At 69.2% G+C, this 15,158-nt stretch carries 16 protein-coding genes; 4 read left to right on the top strand and 12 right to left on the bottom strand.

Annotated elements, in window-relative coordinates; genetic code table 11:
- The 3 genes from RMO97_RS02885 to sugE all read left to right on the top strand — a co-directional run bounded on the left by RMO97_RS02885 (position 1) and on the right by sugE (position 1,426).
- On the top strand, positions 1-267 hold the full coding sequence (locus tag RMO97_RS02885; RefSeq protein ID WP_304776103.1) for an ATP synthase F1 subunit epsilon: 267 nt from the start codon (positions 1-3) through the stop codon (positions 265-267).
- Positions 268-360: 93 nt separating this feature from the next.
- Complete coding sequence (locus RMO97_RS02890) at positions 361-1,011, top strand: hypothetical protein (RefSeq protein ID WP_310539042.1); 651 nt, start codon at positions 361-363, stop codon at positions 1,009-1,011.
- Between the two features lie 94 nt (positions 1,012-1,105).
- Positions 1,106-1,426, top strand: coding sequence for a quaternary ammonium compound efflux SMR transporter SugE (gene sugE / locus RMO97_RS02895; protein WP_310539043.1), 321 nt, complete (start codon positions 1,106-1,108; stop codon positions 1,424-1,426).
- On the opposite strand, the gene RMO97_RS02900 is transcribed toward sugE, so the two are convergent.
- The 9 genes from RMO97_RS02900 to RMO97_RS02940 form a co-directional block, all read right to left on the bottom strand.
- Positions 1,423-2,187, bottom strand: a complete 765-nt coding sequence (locus RMO97_RS02900) for an alpha/beta hydrolase (protein ID WP_310539044.1) — start codon at positions 2,185-2,187, stop codon at positions 1,423-1,425. The genes sugE and RMO97_RS02900 overlap by 4 nt on opposite strands.
- Positions 2,187-2,678: an RNA pyrophosphohydrolase gene (locus RMO97_RS02905; RefSeq protein WP_310539045.1), complete on the bottom strand. Its 492-nt coding sequence runs from the start codon at positions 2,676-2,678 to the stop codon at positions 2,187-2,189. The genes RMO97_RS02900 and RMO97_RS02905 overlap by 1 nt, the downstream gene beginning before the upstream one ends.
- An 11-nt stretch (positions 2,679-2,689) precedes the next feature.
- On the bottom strand, positions 2,690-3,853 hold the full coding sequence (locus RMO97_RS02910; protein WP_409035277.1) for a divergent polysaccharide deacetylase family protein: 1,164 nt from the start codon (positions 3,851-3,853) through the stop codon (positions 2,690-2,692).
- 122 nt (positions 3,854-3,975) lie between these two features.
- Positions 3,976-5,361: a S41 family peptidase gene (locus RMO97_RS02915; RefSeq protein ID WP_310539046.1), complete on the bottom strand. Its 1,386-nt coding sequence runs from the start codon at positions 5,359-5,361 to the stop codon at positions 3,976-3,978.
- A 92-nt stretch (positions 5,362-5,453) separates the two neighbouring features.
- Positions 5,454-6,323, bottom strand: a complete 870-nt coding sequence (locus RMO97_RS02920; protein ID WP_310539047.1) for a peptidoglycan DD-metalloendopeptidase family protein — start codon at positions 6,321-6,323, stop codon at positions 5,454-5,456.
- A gap of 7 nt (positions 6,324-6,330) precedes the next feature.
- On the bottom strand, positions 6,331-6,795 hold the full coding sequence (rlmH, locus tag RMO97_RS02925; protein ID WP_310539048.1) for a 23S rRNA (pseudouridine(1915)-N(3))-methyltransferase RlmH: 465 nt from the start codon (positions 6,793-6,795) through the stop codon (positions 6,331-6,333).
- Positions 6,792-7,205 carry a ribosome silencing factor gene (gene rsfS, locus RMO97_RS02930; protein ID WP_310539057.1) on the bottom strand — a complete coding sequence of 138 codons (414 nt, stop codon included), beginning with the start codon at positions 7,203-7,205 and terminating at the stop codon, positions 6,792-6,794. Before rsfS ends, rlmH begins: the two co-directional genes overlap by 4 nt.
- Positions 7,206-7,279: 74 nt before the next feature.
- Positions 7,280-7,939: a nicotinate-nucleotide adenylyltransferase gene (locus RMO97_RS02935; protein ID WP_310539049.1), complete on the bottom strand. Its 660-nt coding sequence runs from the start codon at positions 7,937-7,939 to the stop codon at positions 7,280-7,282.
- Between the two features lie 15 nt (positions 7,940-7,954).
- A complete protein-coding gene (locus RMO97_RS02940) occupies positions 7,955-9,514 on the bottom strand; it encodes an aldehyde dehydrogenase family protein (protein WP_310539050.1) in 1,560 nt (519 codons plus the stop codon).
- 148 nt (positions 9,515-9,662) lie between these two features.
- Here RMO97_RS02940 and RMO97_RS02945 point away from each other — a divergent pair, with 148 nt between their 5' ends.
- Positions 9,663-12,089 carry an ATP-binding protein gene (locus RMO97_RS02945; RefSeq protein WP_310539051.1) on the top strand — a complete coding sequence of 809 codons (2,427 nt, stop codon included), beginning with the start codon at positions 9,663-9,665 and terminating at the stop codon, positions 12,087-12,089.
- On the opposite strand, the gene proB is transcribed toward RMO97_RS02945, so the two are convergent.
- From proB to RMO97_RS02960, 3 genes are read right to left on the bottom strand one after another with little or no spacing between them, the layout of a single operon-like run.
- On the bottom strand, positions 12,086-13,234 hold the full coding sequence (gene proB / locus RMO97_RS02950) for a glutamate 5-kinase (RefSeq protein WP_310539058.1): 1,149 nt from the start codon (positions 13,232-13,234) through the stop codon (positions 12,086-12,088). The genes RMO97_RS02945 and proB overlap by 4 nt on opposite strands.
- On the bottom strand, positions 13,222-14,268 hold the full coding sequence (obgE, locus tag RMO97_RS02955; RefSeq protein ID WP_310539052.1) for a GTPase ObgE: 1,047 nt from the start codon (positions 14,266-14,268) through the stop codon (positions 13,222-13,224). The genes proB and obgE overlap by 13 nt, the downstream gene beginning before the upstream one ends.
- Entirely contained in the window at positions 14,265-14,834 is a 570-nt protein-coding gene (locus tag RMO97_RS02960) for a biotin transporter BioY (protein ID WP_310539053.1), read from the bottom strand. Before RMO97_RS02960 ends, obgE begins: the two co-directional genes overlap by 4 nt.
- Positions 14,835-15,158 lie beyond the last annotated feature (324 nt).

Below are 15,158 nucleotides of genomic sequence, written 5' to 3' on the forward strand. Positions count from 1 at the left end.
ATGGCCGGAAAGCTGCACTTTTCCCTGGTCTCGCCCGAGCGGGAACTGTTCTCGGGCGAGGTCGACCAGGTCGACGCGCCGGGCTCCGAAGGCGACTTCGGGGTGCTGGCCGGCCACGCGCCCTTCATGACCACCCTCAAGTCGGGGCGGGTGAAGGTGTATGACAACGGCCGCACCCTGGGCTTCGATGTCCAGGGCGGGTTCGCCGACGTGACGCCGGATGGTCTGACCATCCTGGCCGAGCAGGCGGTCGAGGTCGCGCTTTAAGCAACGCCTCGCCGTCGCCGCATTGTCGCATTAGGGGACTTGCGAGGGACGGACAGTTTGAGTGTGATAGAGCGCCAGTCAGGGGAACCGTCCATGCGTACCGCCATCATCAGTCTGCTCGCCGCGGGCATCGCCACCTCGGCGGCCGCACAAACCGCACCGCCCGCCATGCCGGCGCAGGCCCCGGCCACCGCTCCAGCAGCGGCGCCCGGGGTTGATCCGACGCCGGCTACCGCGCCCGCGCCGGAGCCCGAAAAGGTCTACGCCGTCCCCACCACCGGTGAGGTCGGCCAGATCATCGACGTGATCAACCGCATCTGCGTGCCCATGGTGCGCGGCGGCGACATTTCCAAGCTGGCCACCAAGGGCCTGGGCTTCAAGTTCAACCGGCGCGAAGCGACCTATACCCAGACCCTGCAGACCAAGCCCTACACCCTGACGGTCTTCTCGCCGGGCTCCAACAAGGACGTCTGCCGGATCGCCATCAACTACACGCTGGGCGGCGAGAAGCCGATCATCGTGGGCCTCAACATCTTCTCGCTGCTGCACCAGCCGGAGCTGCTCCAGCAGCGCAACGACTTCGTGCCGGCCACCGACTACAAGCGCATCACCAACTCGTGGGAATACTTCACCGATCGCGAGTCGATCGGCCTGGTGTTCCTGCAGCTGAAGAAGCCGGACGGCTCCTCGGTCAACGCCAAGTGGGACATGGGCGAAGTGCTGTATTCGGAACGCAAGTTCTAGGTTCCGGGCGCTCCACCCCATATGAGGTCAGGCGCTGGAGACGACTCCAGCGCCTTTCTCGTTTCCGGGACGGCCCGGTCATAGGAGGTCAGCCATGGCGTGGCTCATCCTGTTCGTCGCCGGTCTCTGTGAAATCGGCTGGGCCGTCGGCCTGAAATACACCGACGGCTTCACGCGGCTATGGCCCACGGTGTTCACCGGGGCGAGCCTGCTCGTGTCCATGGCCCTGCTGGGGATCGCCATGAAGTCACTGCCGCTGGGCACCGCCTACGCGGTCTGGACCGGCATCGGCGCGGTGGGGACAGTGATCCTCGGGATCGTACTGTTCAAGGAGCCCGCAACCGTGGCCCGGCTGGTCTGTGTCGGCCTGATCGTGGCCGGCATCCTGGGGCTCAAGGTCTTCGCGAAGACCTAAGCGGCGGTGTTCGCCTCGAGCTTTTCCAGCCAGTTCCAGGCCTGGGTGGCGACGTCCTGCCAGCCGGTCTCCCCCAGCAGCCAGTGGCTCATGCCGGACAGCTCGATGTAGTCGGCGCCCAGGCGCTGGGCGGTCTGGCGGGCGGTCATCGGCGGGTGGACCACGTCGCGCTGTCCCACCATCACCAGGCAGGGGATCCCGATGCCGCCGGTTCCGACACTGGTGGTCATGAAGGGGTCGAGCCACCAGTTCAAGGCCTCCCACAGCGCCCGGCCGCTCTCGGGGCGCAGGCGCTGGACGGTGGCCTCGCGGGCGGCCGAAGGCATGCGGTCGAGGCTATAGGTGCGCATCAGGGTGCGGTCGGGGCTGATGCTCTGAGCGAAAGCCGCCCCCATCATCAGGCCAAAGGCGGTGACCGCCTCTTCCATGGAAGAACCAGTGACCCCCCAGGGCGGCGAGGGGGCCAGCAAGATCAGGGCCTTGGGCCGCGCGCGTTTGGCCGCCAGCTGGGCCACCAGGCCCCCGAGCGAGTGACCGATGAGGATCGGCGGTTCGGGCAGGCCCGCGCACAGGTCGGCGACGTCCCTGGCATAGTCGGTCATCGAGACGCCGGCGACGGCGCCTGGGCGGTCATCGTCGCCATGGCCCCGCAGGTCTGGCGTCAGGACGGTGTGACCGGCGGCCTCGAAGGGCACGCGGAAGGCCTCGAAGGCCCAGCCGCCACAGAAGGCGCCGTGAACCATGACGATGGGTGCGGCCATCAGGCGGCGCGGCCTGGCAGGCCCGCGAAATCGTGGAAGGCGGTGACCACCGCGTCATAGGTGGTCTTCTTGAAAGGCACCACCAGGGCCGGCGCCTCCGAGAGCCTGCCCCAACGCCAGGCGTCAAACTCAGGATGTCCATGGCCTCCGAGGTCGATCTCGGCCTCGTCGCCGTCGAACCGCAGGGCGAACCAGACCTGGCGCTGCCCCTTCCAGCCCTTGGCGATCTTACTGCCGTTGTGGCCGGGGGGAAAATCATAGGCCAACCAGCCGTCGGTGCGGCCCAGCAGGGTGGTGGAGACGACCCCGGTCTCCTCGGCCAGCTCGCGCCGGGCGGCGACATAGAGATCCTCCCCGGCGTCGACGCCGCCCTGGGGGAACTGCCAGTTGTAGGGCTCCGGCGTGTTCACGCGCCGCCCCAGCCAGACGCGGCCATCGGGGTGGAAAAGCACCACCCCCACATTGGGGCGATAGGCGGCGAGGTCGTCCATGGGCGGGAGGTCTATCTGCGAGTGGTCAGGGCCGAGGCGGGCGCAAGTTGGTAACCCCTAGACTCCACTGATTGCGCCCACTGCGCCACCTGAGTCAGCGTCACGGGGTAGGCGAAACCCGATCCCAGGGCCTGGCCATGCTGCAGGGCGCCGGCTTCGAGGGACAACAGTTGCTGATCGATGGCCTCCACGGAGAGCTGATCATCGACGATGCGGTCGGCCGAGGCCCGTGGCAAGCCGCCGCCGCGCCGCGCCGCGGACCCGTCGTCGATGAAGGCCAGGCCGCGGCCGCGCAAGGCTCCGGTGAAGGCGGTCATGGCGCCGTCGGAGCCCACGAAGCGCGAGCCGAGATAGTTGGTCACCCCGAAATAGCCGGTGGCGCGGCTGAGCAGCCATTCCAGCTTCTTGACTGTCTCCTGGCCCTGGGCCTGGGCCATCAGGGTGTAGGGGCCCGGATCATTGTCGGGATAGTCCACCGGCTCCATAGGGGCTTCCAGCAGCACCTCGTGGCCATTCTGGCGGGCGAGGTCGATCCACCCCTGCAGGCCGTCGGAGTAGGGCACGAAGGATAGGGTGATCTCGGGGGGCAGGTTCTCGATGGCTTGGCGGGTCGCCGTCGCGTTGAGGCCGAGGCCGCCGATCACCAGGGCGACCTTGGGCCGCCCGTTGCTGGCGAAAGGCCGGGCATAGGCCTGAGCGGGCGTCTTGCCCCCCGGGCCGATGATGGGGAGCAGTCCGCCGGAGCCCTGGGCGGTGAGACCCGCGATGGGGGCCGGCGGCAGCGGATCGGCGGCGTGGAAGGCCTGAGCCCCGGGGACGGTGATCACCGCCTGGCCGAAGGCGGCGCCGGGTCCAAGCGGGTTCTCCGAGAGCCGGAAAATGTCTGTCGAAAGGGTGGTCCCGCCGGGGTTGTCGACGGTCAGGGCCTCCCGCCAGCCAGGGGGCGCGGCCATGGCCGCGACCTTGGCGAGGCTGATGCGCACCACCGGGGTTCCCGCCTTGGGATCGCCCATCAGGGTGATCAGGATCAGGGCCGCAGACATGAACAGGAAGGCCGCTCCGCCGGCGCCCACATAGGGGTTGGCGATGGCCTTGGCCAAGAGCGCCTGGGCGTTGATCCCCGGCGCCGGGGCGGCGGCGACCGTGACGAGCTTTTTCTTGGAAAACATAGGCATGACCACGCAAGGCTTCAGTCGGGAGCCTGAGGGATCATGGTTAATGAAGGGCTACTTTCCGCCGCGCCGCAGCATGGCGAAGAGCCGCAGGCGGCGCTCATTGATGAGCGCCGCCCGGGAGCTTATTTCGCGAGCGGCTTGGTCTCGAGCTTGGGCAGCTTGGAGACCACCTCGGCCATCTTGGCGGTGGGCTTGGGTAGCTTGGGCGTCGCGGCCACCGAGCCATAGCGCAGGACATCCTTGGCCCGGGCCAGCTGGAAGTCACCGGTGGTGGTGTTGAAGTCGGCCGGCGGAGCCTCGGCCGGCTCATGAGCGCCGATCCGGGTCTTGCCCTCCTCGGCGTTCAGGGCGTTGCGGAAGGACGCCTCGCTGAACTGGAAGGCGCGGTTGGCGATGGACTGGGCCTCGTCGCGGGTCTCGGCCACCTCCAGGTCGGGCTGGATGCCGGTCTTCTGGATGGAGCGCCCAGCCGGGGTGTAGTAGCGCGCGGTGGTGAGCTTCAGCGCCCCGTCCACGCCGCCCCGCAGCGGAATAACGGTCTGGACCGAGCCCTTGCCGAAGCTGGTGAGGCCCACCAGTTCCGCGCGCTTGCGGTCCTGCAGGGCGCCGGCGACGATTTCAGCCGCCGAGGCCGAGCCGGAATTGATCAGCACCACCACCGGCAGGCCGCCGGTGGCGTCCCCGGCGCGGGCGTTATAGCGCTCGACGTCGCGGGGATCGCGGCCCCGCTGGGAGACGATCTCGCCGCCATCCAGGAACAGGTCGGAGATGCCGACCGCCTGGTCGAGCAGGCCGCCGGGATTGTTGCGCAGATCGAGGATCAGCCCCTTCATCTTGGGGTGCTTGGCCCGCAGGCCGGCGATGGCGGCCTCGGCCTCGTCGGTGGTCTTTTCGTTGAAGGCCGAAACCCGCAGGTAGCCGTAGTCGCCTTCGAGCTTGGCCGTGGCGGACTTGGGCTTGATCACCTCGCGGATCAACTTGACGTCGAAGGGATCGGTCTTCTCGCGGGCGATGGTCAGGGTGACCGGCTCGCCGGGCTTGCCGCGCATCTGCTTGACCGCGTCATTGACCGATAGGCCAAGAACACTCTCGCCGTTGACGGCGGTGATGAAGTCGCCGGCCTTGACCCCGGCCCTGAAGGCGGGCGTGCCGTCCATGGGCGAGATCACCTTGACCACGCCGTCCTCGCTGGTGACCTCTATGCCCAGCCCGCCGTACTCCCCGCGCGTCTGATCGCGCATGTCGTCGAAGCTCTCGGGGTTCAGATAGCCGGAGTGGGGATCCAGCGAGGTCAGCATGCCGTCGATGGCCGCCTCGATCAGTTTCTTGTCGTCGACCTCGGTGACGTACTGACGCTCGACCGTGTCCAGCACGTCGCCGAACAGCTCAAGCATCTTGTAGGTCTTGGCCCGCGGCTGGGAAGAGGCCAGCGCCTGCTGGCTCACATAGGCCATTGAGCCCGCCCCAAGGACGAAGGCCGAAACACCGATCAACAGGTACTTGCGCATAGACTAGGCCCTAGGGCTCCCTTGCGGCGGAATTGAGCCGCTTAACCGCTTCACGTCCCCACGAGAACCCCACAGGGCTCCATAGTTTTCTCTTAGCCAACGGTCGGTCTCAAGCCGTTTCCGTCCGTCATCCAGCGCCCCGGATTGACCGGCGCGCCCCGTTCCCGGACCTCGAGATAGAGTTCGGGGGGCGTTTGTCGCCCATCCGCCATCCATCCGACAGGCGCGCCCGCCGCGACCGATTGTCCGACATCGACGTTCACCCGGTCCAGGCCAGCCAACACCAGATGGTATCCACCGGCCAATCTTAAGATCAAGATCACACCCCAGCCCTTCACCGGGCCCACATATTGGACAAGTCCAGCGTCGGGCGCCGCGACTTTCGCCCCAGAGGCGGTCTCGATGGTCAGGCCGTTGGTCTTGCCGCCGCCAGGGACGGGCTGTCCGAAGCGCCGGGTGACGCGGCCGTCGGCCGGCGCCATCAGGGCCTTGGGCGGGGTGACCTCGCCGTCGTCCTCCGGCAGCGGGGTCCGATCGCGCTGTCCTGGAGGCTGGATAAGCCGGGCCTCGGCCAGTTCGCTGTCGGCGGTGAACAGGGCCTCGCTGGCCACGGCGGCCAGGCGGCGCTGGCGGGCGATCTCGCCCGCCTCGGCGGCGTAGAGCCTGGCGCGGCGCTGCAGCTCGGGCGTGATCGCCTTGACCAGGATTGCGGCGCGGACGGCGGAGACCGCGTCGTCGGGGCTGACCAGCAGGGCGGGCGGCGGATCGCGGCGGAACTGCTCCAGCACGGTCAGCAGGCGGGCCAGGCGGTTGAGGTTGCGGCCCTGTTCGGCGGTAAGCACGGTCTCGCGGACGTTCAGGCTCTGGAGCTTGTCGCGCTCGCTGACCGCCGCCACGGCCACCACCCCCGCCGCCAGGCTGGCGAGGGCGCCGATCACGAAGGCGGGGCGGAGGCTCGGCAAGGGTGTGTCAGTCTCTATGATAGGGGCCGCCAGCCAGGATGGTGACCGCCCGATAGACCTGTTCGGCCAGCATGGCGCGGGCGAGCGCATGGGGCCATGTCTGCGGTCCGAAGGCCAGCTTGCCGTTGGCGGCGGCCACCAGGGCCGGATCGAGGCCGTCGGCGCCGCCGATCATGAAGATGAGCCGGCGCACCCCCTGGTCCCGCAGCCGGGCGATCTCGGCGGCGAAATCACGGGACGCGCGCGCGCTTCCCCGCTCATCGCAGGCGATGACGTGGGCGTCGGTCAGGTGTGGGCGAAGGACATCGGCCTCGGCGGCCTTGCCGGGCTTCCTGGCTTCGACCTCGACCACCTCGACCGGGCCGAGCCCGAGGGCGCGGCCGGCCGCGGTGGCGCGGTCCACATAGAGCTTCACCAGCTCGACCTCGGGGGAACGGGCCAGACGCCCGACCGCCAGGATCGTCAGCTTCAAGTGAAGGCGATGTGGGCCGAGTCCACCGACCAGATCTTTTCGATGTTGTAGAAGGAGCGGACCTCGGGACGGAACAGGTGGATGATCACGTCGCCGGTGTCGATCAGCACCCAGTCACAGTGGGGCATGCCCTCGACGCGCACCTTGCCGTAACCCTCGTCCTTGAGGGCGCGCAGCAGGTGGTCGGCCATGGCGCCGACATGGCGGTGCGAACGGCCGGAAGCGACGATCAGGCCGTCGGCCACCGCGCTCTTACCCTTCAGGTCGATGAACACGACATCCTGGGCCTTGTCGTCGTCGAGACGCGCCAGGATCAGGTCTTCCAAAGCGGCGATGCGACTCTGGGGATCGGTGGAAACCTCGGGGGAAACCGCGGTTTCGTGCGCACTCGGCGCAGGGTCAGGGCTCAGCGGGGTAGCTCCTTTTTTGCCTCGCTAAAAGGCCTCATATCATGATTGCGCGGAAAGGGGCAGTGCGCGTGCGATCACGATCTCGACCCGCCCATCCGCGCCCGCATGGCGGTGGACGAGAGGAAGTTGAGGGGGCCGGTGAGGAACACCCAACGGGGCGGCTGAGTCCCCGCCAGGATCGGCCCCTGGCTCGCGGGACGTCGCGCATGGCTGAAGCGCTGGGCGGCGGGCGAGAAGCGGCTTCTCAGGGAGATCCAGGGCCGCGAGACCACGGCCACGGGGGCGCCGCCCATGATCTGCGTCCAGCCGCGCCAGCGGTGGAAGCTGGCCAGGCTGTCGGCGCCCATGATCCAGACGAACTTCACCCCCGGATAGCGGGCCTTCAGCACCCGCAGGGTGTCGATGGTGTAGGTGGAGCCGATGGCGGTCTCGGCGTCGGAGACGATCATCGCCCGGCCGCGGGCCACCTTGCGCACCCCGGCCATCCGCTCCGCCAGGCTGGCGGTCTCTCGGCTGGATTTCAGCGGGTTCTGCGGCGACACCAGCCAGATGACGCGGTCAAGCTGCAGGCGCTTTCGGGCGGTTTCCGCCACGTGGGCGTGGCCGGCGTGGACCGGATTGAACGAGCCGCCATAGAGCCCGACCCGCATGCCCCGCGTGAGCGTGAAGCCCAGGCGCAGGGTCGCGGGCCGGCCGGCCTCAGGGACGCGCCGGGCGGGTCCGGCGAACCACATGGGCTTTACTCTGGATCAAAACCGCTTCGCCGTATCGGGATTGCGGTCGAGGTTGAGGTCGGTCTGGCGGACCCGGGCGCGGACGGTGAACACGCCGTCTCCCGCCAGGACGCCGCCGCGGGCGAAGAGGCGGCCATGCTCCCAGTTGGAGAGGCCGAGCTCGGGGCGGTTCAGGGCGTACTGGCCGTCCACCCAGCGGGTGAAGCCGTCGCCGGTGAAGGGGGCGTCGATGGCCGCGTAGAAGCGCTCGTGGGCCTGGGCGTCCTGCGAGATCAGGCTGGCGGCGAAGCGGGGGCTGTAGCGGTTGAAGAGGGCCACGGCCTGGGCGGCGTCCTCCACGACAACGAGGGAGACCTCCGGGGTCTCTTCCCATTCCCACTCGCGGCCGAGGTCGCCCTCGGCCAGGGGTTCCACCAGGGGCTCCTCGCGCTCGCCCTCGGCGCGGGCGACGGTGACCCGGGCGTCGCGCCAGGCGGCGGGGATGTAGCGTTCGCAGCCTTCCACCACGTGCAGCTTGGCGCCCTTGCGGCGCTCGCCGGCGGCCTGCAGGGCGCGCAGGAAGACGGGGACAAGGTCCTGCGCCCGCTCGCGGACGATGCAGCAGACATTCAAAGTGTTGCAGACCTTGCGGTCGAGGGAGTGATAGGCGGCGGCCTCGAATCGCACGGCGTCGGCGGCGACATCGGCCACCATCCAGGCGCCTCCCGTGCCATGCAGGCTGACCGGGGTCCCGGCCTGGCGGGCGATGGCGCCCAGCTGGGCCACGGCGGGGCCCGAGCCGCGGGCGACGGCCAGAGCCAGGCGCCTGTCGGAGAACATGGCCCAGCCGGCGGCATGCTCGGCGCTATCGATCAGGGCCGCGGCGCCCGGAGGAAGGCCGGCCTGCGCCAAGGCGGGATCCAGGGCGTGCTCGACGATAGCGCGCGCGGTGCCCAGGGCGTCGGAGCCGATCCGGAAGACCACGGTGTTGCCGGTGCGCAGAACGCCGGTGGCGTCGGCGAAGACATTGGGTCGGCCCTCGAAGACAAAGCCTACGACGCCGAGCGGGGCCATGACCTGATCGACGCTCCAGCCCTCGTGGGTGACGGTTTCGAGCACCCTGCCCCGGGCGGCGGGGGCGTCACGCCAGGCCTGCAGCCCGGAGATCATGTCGGCGCGCATCGCCGGGCTGACGCTCAGGCGGGTGGTGGAGCGGCCTCGGCCCTGGGCCCTGACGACGTCGGCGGCGTTGGCGGCGCCGATCGCGGTCCAGACCCGCTCGTCAGCAAGCCTGCCCGCAAAGGCGTCGAAGAAGGCGGTGATGGCGGCGTCGCTGACCGCCCCCATCTTTTGGAAGGCGTCGTGGGCCCGGCCCACGGCCCCATCGGCCACGGCCTGGACGGCGGCGGGAACGTGCAGCAGGTCGCCGCTGTCCTGCACCACCACCAACCGGTCACCGGCCTGGAAGGCCTGGGCGAGGGACGGCGAGACATAGGCCACCCGGTCGCCGCCATAGGGGATGGCCATGCCGGAGGCGAGCGCCGTCAGCCGGCCGTTCGCCGCCTCAACCCTGCCTCCGCCCGCTCCATCGTCCACGTCGACCGCCATATGCTCAGGATGAGCCTTAGTAAGCACCTTTGCCAGGGGCGGCAATTCACCCCCGCTCCGCGACAGATTGTCCCGCCGATTAAGCCGCCGTTACCAGTCTGGGCCTTACCTTGAGGGGCGAGGGGTGGGAGCCGGCATGAAGAAGATCCTCAGTCTGGGCGCATTGCTGCAGATCATCGCGGGGGTGATGGTGGCCACCCTGGTGATCACCTGCGCCGTGATGGCCCTGCACGCCCATCAGCGCCAGCAGGCCGCCCAGCGTGTGCTGTTGGCCGCCGAGATCTCGCGCGACCTGTTCCACGGCATGCAGGGCCTGAGGCTGGAGCGCGGCGCGGTCGCCATTGCTCTGGCCAGGCCCGGCGTCCCTACCGCCGAGGCCCTGCGTGTGCTGAGCGGCGGCCGGGCGAACACCGACGCAGCGATCAGCTTCGCCCTGGCCCGCCTGCAGAGGGCGCGGCTGGAGAAGGTGGTTTCGGACGGACCCGCCGTGCGTAGGTTGTTGGACAAGATCGAGGCCCGACGCGCGACCTTCGCGCATCTGCGTCAGGTGACCGACCGGGCCTTGGCGACCCCCGACCCCCGCCGTTCCGACGCTCTGCGCCAGCCCTGGCTGACGGCCAACGCCAACCTGGTGGACACCCTTGCGGAGCTTTCCGCCCAGCTCTCCGATGAGGCCATCCAGACCGATCCCTTCATCGCCCGGATGATGACCGTCAAGCAGCTGGCCTGGCTGGCGCGCGACGCCGCGGGCCTGGATACCCTGCTGCTGGGCGAAGTCCTGGGACGCGAGCGCCCGCCGACCGCTGCGGATCGGGAGGCCATGGCCAAGCTCACCGGGGCTGTGGACGCCCCGCATCGCATGATCAGCGGCCAAGCCAGCCTGGCGTTCAATCCACCGCAACTGAAGGCCGCCATCGCCAAGGCGGATCGACGCTACTTCGTCGAGTTCCGGTCCACACGGGCGGCCGCTCTGTCCACCCTGGAGTCGGGCGGACGCGTCGACGCCATGGCCCTCAACCGCGACATGATCGAGAGCCTGCAGAGCCTGGTGGATATCGTCGCGGTAAGTATTGACCTCACCGCCGAGCATGCGGCTCGCCAGGCCGAGGCCGCCGAACGCCAGGTGCAGCTTTCGATCGGCATGATGGTGATCGCCTGCGCCTTCGGCCTGCTGTCGGCGACCTTCATCATCGGCCGGGTGGTGCGCCCTATGGCCAGGATCACCCAGGCCATGGGGGAGGTGGCGGCCGGAGACCTGGACAGCGAGATTCCCTTCGAATTCCGTGAGGATGAGATCGGCCGCCTGGCCCAGGCCCTGGGAGTCTTCCGACGCAACGCCCTGGAGCGCCGCGAGATGGAGGACGTGCTGGTGCGCAGCCAGGTCGCCAAGGAGGCGGCCGAGAGCGCCAACAAGATGAAGTCCCAGTTCCTGGCCAATATGAGCCACGAGATCCGCACGCCCCTGAACGGCGTGCTGGGCATGGTCCAGGTGATGGAGCGCGAGGCCCTGGCCCCCGATCAGCGCGAGCGGCTGCACATCATTCGCGATTCAGGCGCGGGCCTGCTGCAGGTGCTGAACGACGTGCTGGATATCTCCAAGATCGAGGCGGGCAAGCTGGACCTGGCGCCCGTGGAGTTCGACATCGAAACCCTGGCCAACCGCGCGGTGTCCACCTTCACCGGCGCAGCCGCCGCCAAGCGGTTGGACCTGGAGGCCACGGTCGACCTGGACGCCACGGGGGTCTGGCTGGGGGACGCCGACCGCATCCGCCAGATTCTCTCCAACCTGCTCTCCAACGCCGTGAAGTTCACCGATGTCGGGGCCGTGTCCCTGGAGGTGACCACCACCGCCAAGGGCCTGGACTTCATCGTCCGCGACAGCGGCATCGGCATGTCGGCCGAGGCCCTGCCGAAACTGTTCTCCAAGTTCACCCAGGTCGACGACAGCAACGAACGCCGATTCGGCGGGACGGGTCTGGGCCTGGCCATCAGCCGCGAGCTGGTGGAGCTGATGGGCGGGACGATCGAGGTGGCCAGCGCGCTGGGCAAGGGGTCGGAATTCCGGGTCAGCCTGCCCCTGCCCCGGGTCAGTGAGACCCCCCGCGCCCCGGCCAGCGTGGCGCCTGGCGAGATCACCCTGCCCCAGGACCGCCGCCTGCGCATTTTGGCGGCGGAGGACAATCCCACCAACCAAAAGGTGCTGGCCGCCCTGCTGGCGCCCCTGGACGTCGAGCTGACAGTGGTGGGGGACGGGCTACAGGCGGTCTCGACCTGGGCCACGGCCGATTTCGACGTGATCCTGATGGACATCCAGATGCCCGAGATGGGCGGGGTGGCCGCGGCGCTGGCCATCCGTCAGGCCGAGGCGGCGCAGGGCATGCCGCCAATCCCGATCATCGCGCTGTCGGCCAACGCCATGAGCCATCAGATCGCCGAGTACATGGCCGCCGGCATGACCGCCTATGTCGCCAAGCCGATCGAGGTGGGCGTGCTGTATGAGACCATCGGCGACGCTCTGGCGATCGCCGAAGCCCGCCCGGAAGTCCACGCTCAGGCGGTCTAGCCGGCGGCGGCCTCGGCCGGGGCGTGGCCAAGGGCCAGGTCGTCGGCATGGATCACCGGGCCCGAGGTGTAGCCCAGGGCTCCCTCGATGGCGTCGGACTTGAGGCCGAGGATGGCGGTGGCGTCGGCGCTGTCGTAGCGGGTCAGGCCCCGGCCGATCTCGCGGCCGGCCTCGTCGCGGACGACGACGGCGTCTCCCTTCTCGAAACGACCCTCCACCGCCCTTATGCCGGCGGCCAGCAGGCTCTTGCCGGTGGACAGCGCGCGGGCGGCGCCATTGTCCACCACCAGGGTTCCGGCAGGCGCGAGCGTTCCGGCGATCCAGGCCTTATAGGCGGCCTTGGCGCTGAGCGCGGGCTCTATGACGGTGGCGGGTTCGCCGGCCTCGAGAGCCGCCAGGGGCGAGGGGCGGCGACCCAGGGTGATGACGGTGGCGCAGCCGGCCGACTGGGCCATGCGGGCCGCGGCGATCTTGGTGGCCATGCCGCCGGTGCCGACCCCGGCGCTGGCGTTGGCGCCCCCGGCCATGGCCTCGATCTCCGGCGTCAGGTGGGTGATGCGGGCCAGATGTTTCGCATCGGGGTTGTTCCGGGGATCGGCGGTGTAGAGGCCGTCGATGTCCGAGAGCAGGATCAGCACGTCGGCGCCGATCATCTGGGCGACCCGAGCGGCCAGGCGATCATTGTCGCCGTAACGGATTTCCTCGGTGACCACGGTGTCGTTCTCGTTGACCACGGGGACCACGCCCAGGTCCAGCAGGGTCTCGACGGTGGCGCGTGCGTTCAGCCAGCGGCGCCGGACCTCGGTGTCGTCGCGGGTCAGCAGCACCTGGGCGGCATGGATGTCGTGGGGCTCGAGGGCCTCTTCCCAGGCGCGCATGAGGGCCGACTGGCCGGCGGCGGCGGCGGCCTGTTTCTCGGGCAGGGTCAGGGAGCGCTTGGCCAGCATCAGCCGGCGGCGACCCAGGGCCACGGCGCCGGAGGAGACGACCAGCACCTGTTGGCCGCGAGCCCGCAGGCGCGCGACATCGGCGGCGAAGGCGGCGAGCCACAGGGTGTCGGCGGTTCCGTCCTCCCCCACCAGCAGGGCTGAGCCGACCTTGACGACGACCCGGCGGGCGCGCTCGATCCCGCTCACGGCTTCCAGCCCACTTCGTCCTCGCCGCCCTTGCCCACGGCCGCGGCGGCCTTGCGGTCGCGCACCAGGGCGTAGGCCTCGCGCAGGATGGCCACCACGCCTGTGCCGGCGACGGCGGAGACCAGGCGGACCGGCACGCCGGCGGCTTCCTCTAGCGCCTCGCGCTGCATCTCCACCGTGCTCTCGTCCAGGGCGTCGATCTTGTTGAGCGCGATGATCTCGGTCTTGTCGCCCAGCTCCTCCCCATAGGCCTCGAGTTCATGGCGAACCGTTTTCCAGGCCTCCACCACATCGGTCTGGGTGGAATCGATCAGGTGAATCAGCACCGCCGTGCGCTCCACATGGCCCAGGAACCGGGTTCCCAGCCCCGCCCCGTCCGAGGCGCCCTCGATCAGGCCCGGAATGTCGGCCAGGACGAAGCGTTCGCTGGGGGACAGGTCCACGATGCCGAGATTGGGGTGGATGGTGGTGAAGGGATAGTCGGCGATCTTGGGCTTTGCGGCGCTGGCGGCGGCCAGGAAGGTGGACTTGCCGGCGTTGGGCAGGCCGGCCAGTCCGACATCGGCGATCAGCTTCAGCCGCAGCCAGATCCAGCGCTCCTCGCCCTCCTGGCCGGGGTTGGCGTGATAGGGGGCCTGGTTGATGGAGCTCTTGAAGCGGTCGTTGCCCCAGCCGCCGTTGCCGCCCTTGGCCAGCAGGAAGCGCTGGCCGGGGGTGTCCATGTCGACGATCAGGGTTTCCTTGTCCTCCTCCAGCACCTGGGTGCCAACGGGGACCTTCATGACGATGTCCTCGCCGGCCGCGCCGTGGCGGTTTCGGCCCATGCCGTGGGTGCCGGTCTCGGCCTTGAAGTGCTGGCTGTAGCGGAAGTCGATCAGGGTGTTGAGGCCGTCCATGGCCTCGATCCAGACGTCGCCGCCCCGGCCTCCGTCACCGCCGTCAGGGCCGCCGTATTCGATATACTTCTCGCGCCGGAAGGAGACGGCGCCGCCGCCCCCGTTGCCGGAGCGGATATAGACCTTGCACTGGTCGAGAAATTTCATCGGGTCAGGATCCGGTCGCCCACGAGCTTCACGGTCGCGACGGCCAATAGGGTTTTCAAGAAGGCGCCGGGAAGGAAGGGCGCGACGCCGCCGGCGAAGGCGGCCTTGGCCCCCAGACCGGAGGCGAGCCAGGCGAAGCCAAGCAGCAGGATGACGGCATGGGCGGCGAGGAAACTGGCGGTGAGCGGCAGCCATCCCCGGCCGGTCCGCGCCGAGAACCAGCCCACCAGGCCGGCGGCGACCAGGAAGCCCAGGAGGTAGCCGCCAGTGGGGCCCACCAGGGCCTCGAGCCCGCTCGCCCCCCCGGCCAGGACCGGCAGGCCCATGGCCGCCTGGGCCAGCCAGATGAAGACGATCTCCAGGGCCAGGCGCAGGCCCGACAGGCCGGCGATGACCAGCAGGGCGTAGGTCTGCAGGGTCATGGGCACGGGGTACATGGCCACCTCCGCCCAGGAGGACGCGGCCAGCAGCCAGCTTCCCATCAGGACGGCGCCCACCCGCCACGCCAAGGCGCGCCCTGCAAGCAGGGCGTCCAGGGGCGCTTTGAAGGTGGCGGCGGTGGTCAAGTGCATGATCCAGGAGAGTTCGGCGCCCGCATAGAGCGCGCCAGAGCTAAGTGGAAGCCGGTTAGCCCGTCCGGCGCGCTCTAATTTCTTAGAGTAGAGCCTTTTCAACGGATCAGATGAAGGATCTGATCCTAAAGGCTCTACCACGCGAGCGCCGCAAACTCACGCCAGCCAGACCATCATCCGTGAGGGGACGGCCTCGCCGCGGGCGGCCGAGGGCGAGAGCCGGACCTCCCCGGTGTAGAGGAAGCCGCTCTTGCAGAGCACCGAGCCCGAGGCCGGGTTGTCCGAGAAGTGGCGCGCCAGGACGTAGCGCCGCTTCCA

This window comes from Phenylobacterium sp. (genome assembly GCF_031425575.1).
Classification (GTDB): domain Bacteria; phylum Pseudomonadota; class Alphaproteobacteria; order Caulobacterales; family Caulobacteraceae; genus Phenylobacterium.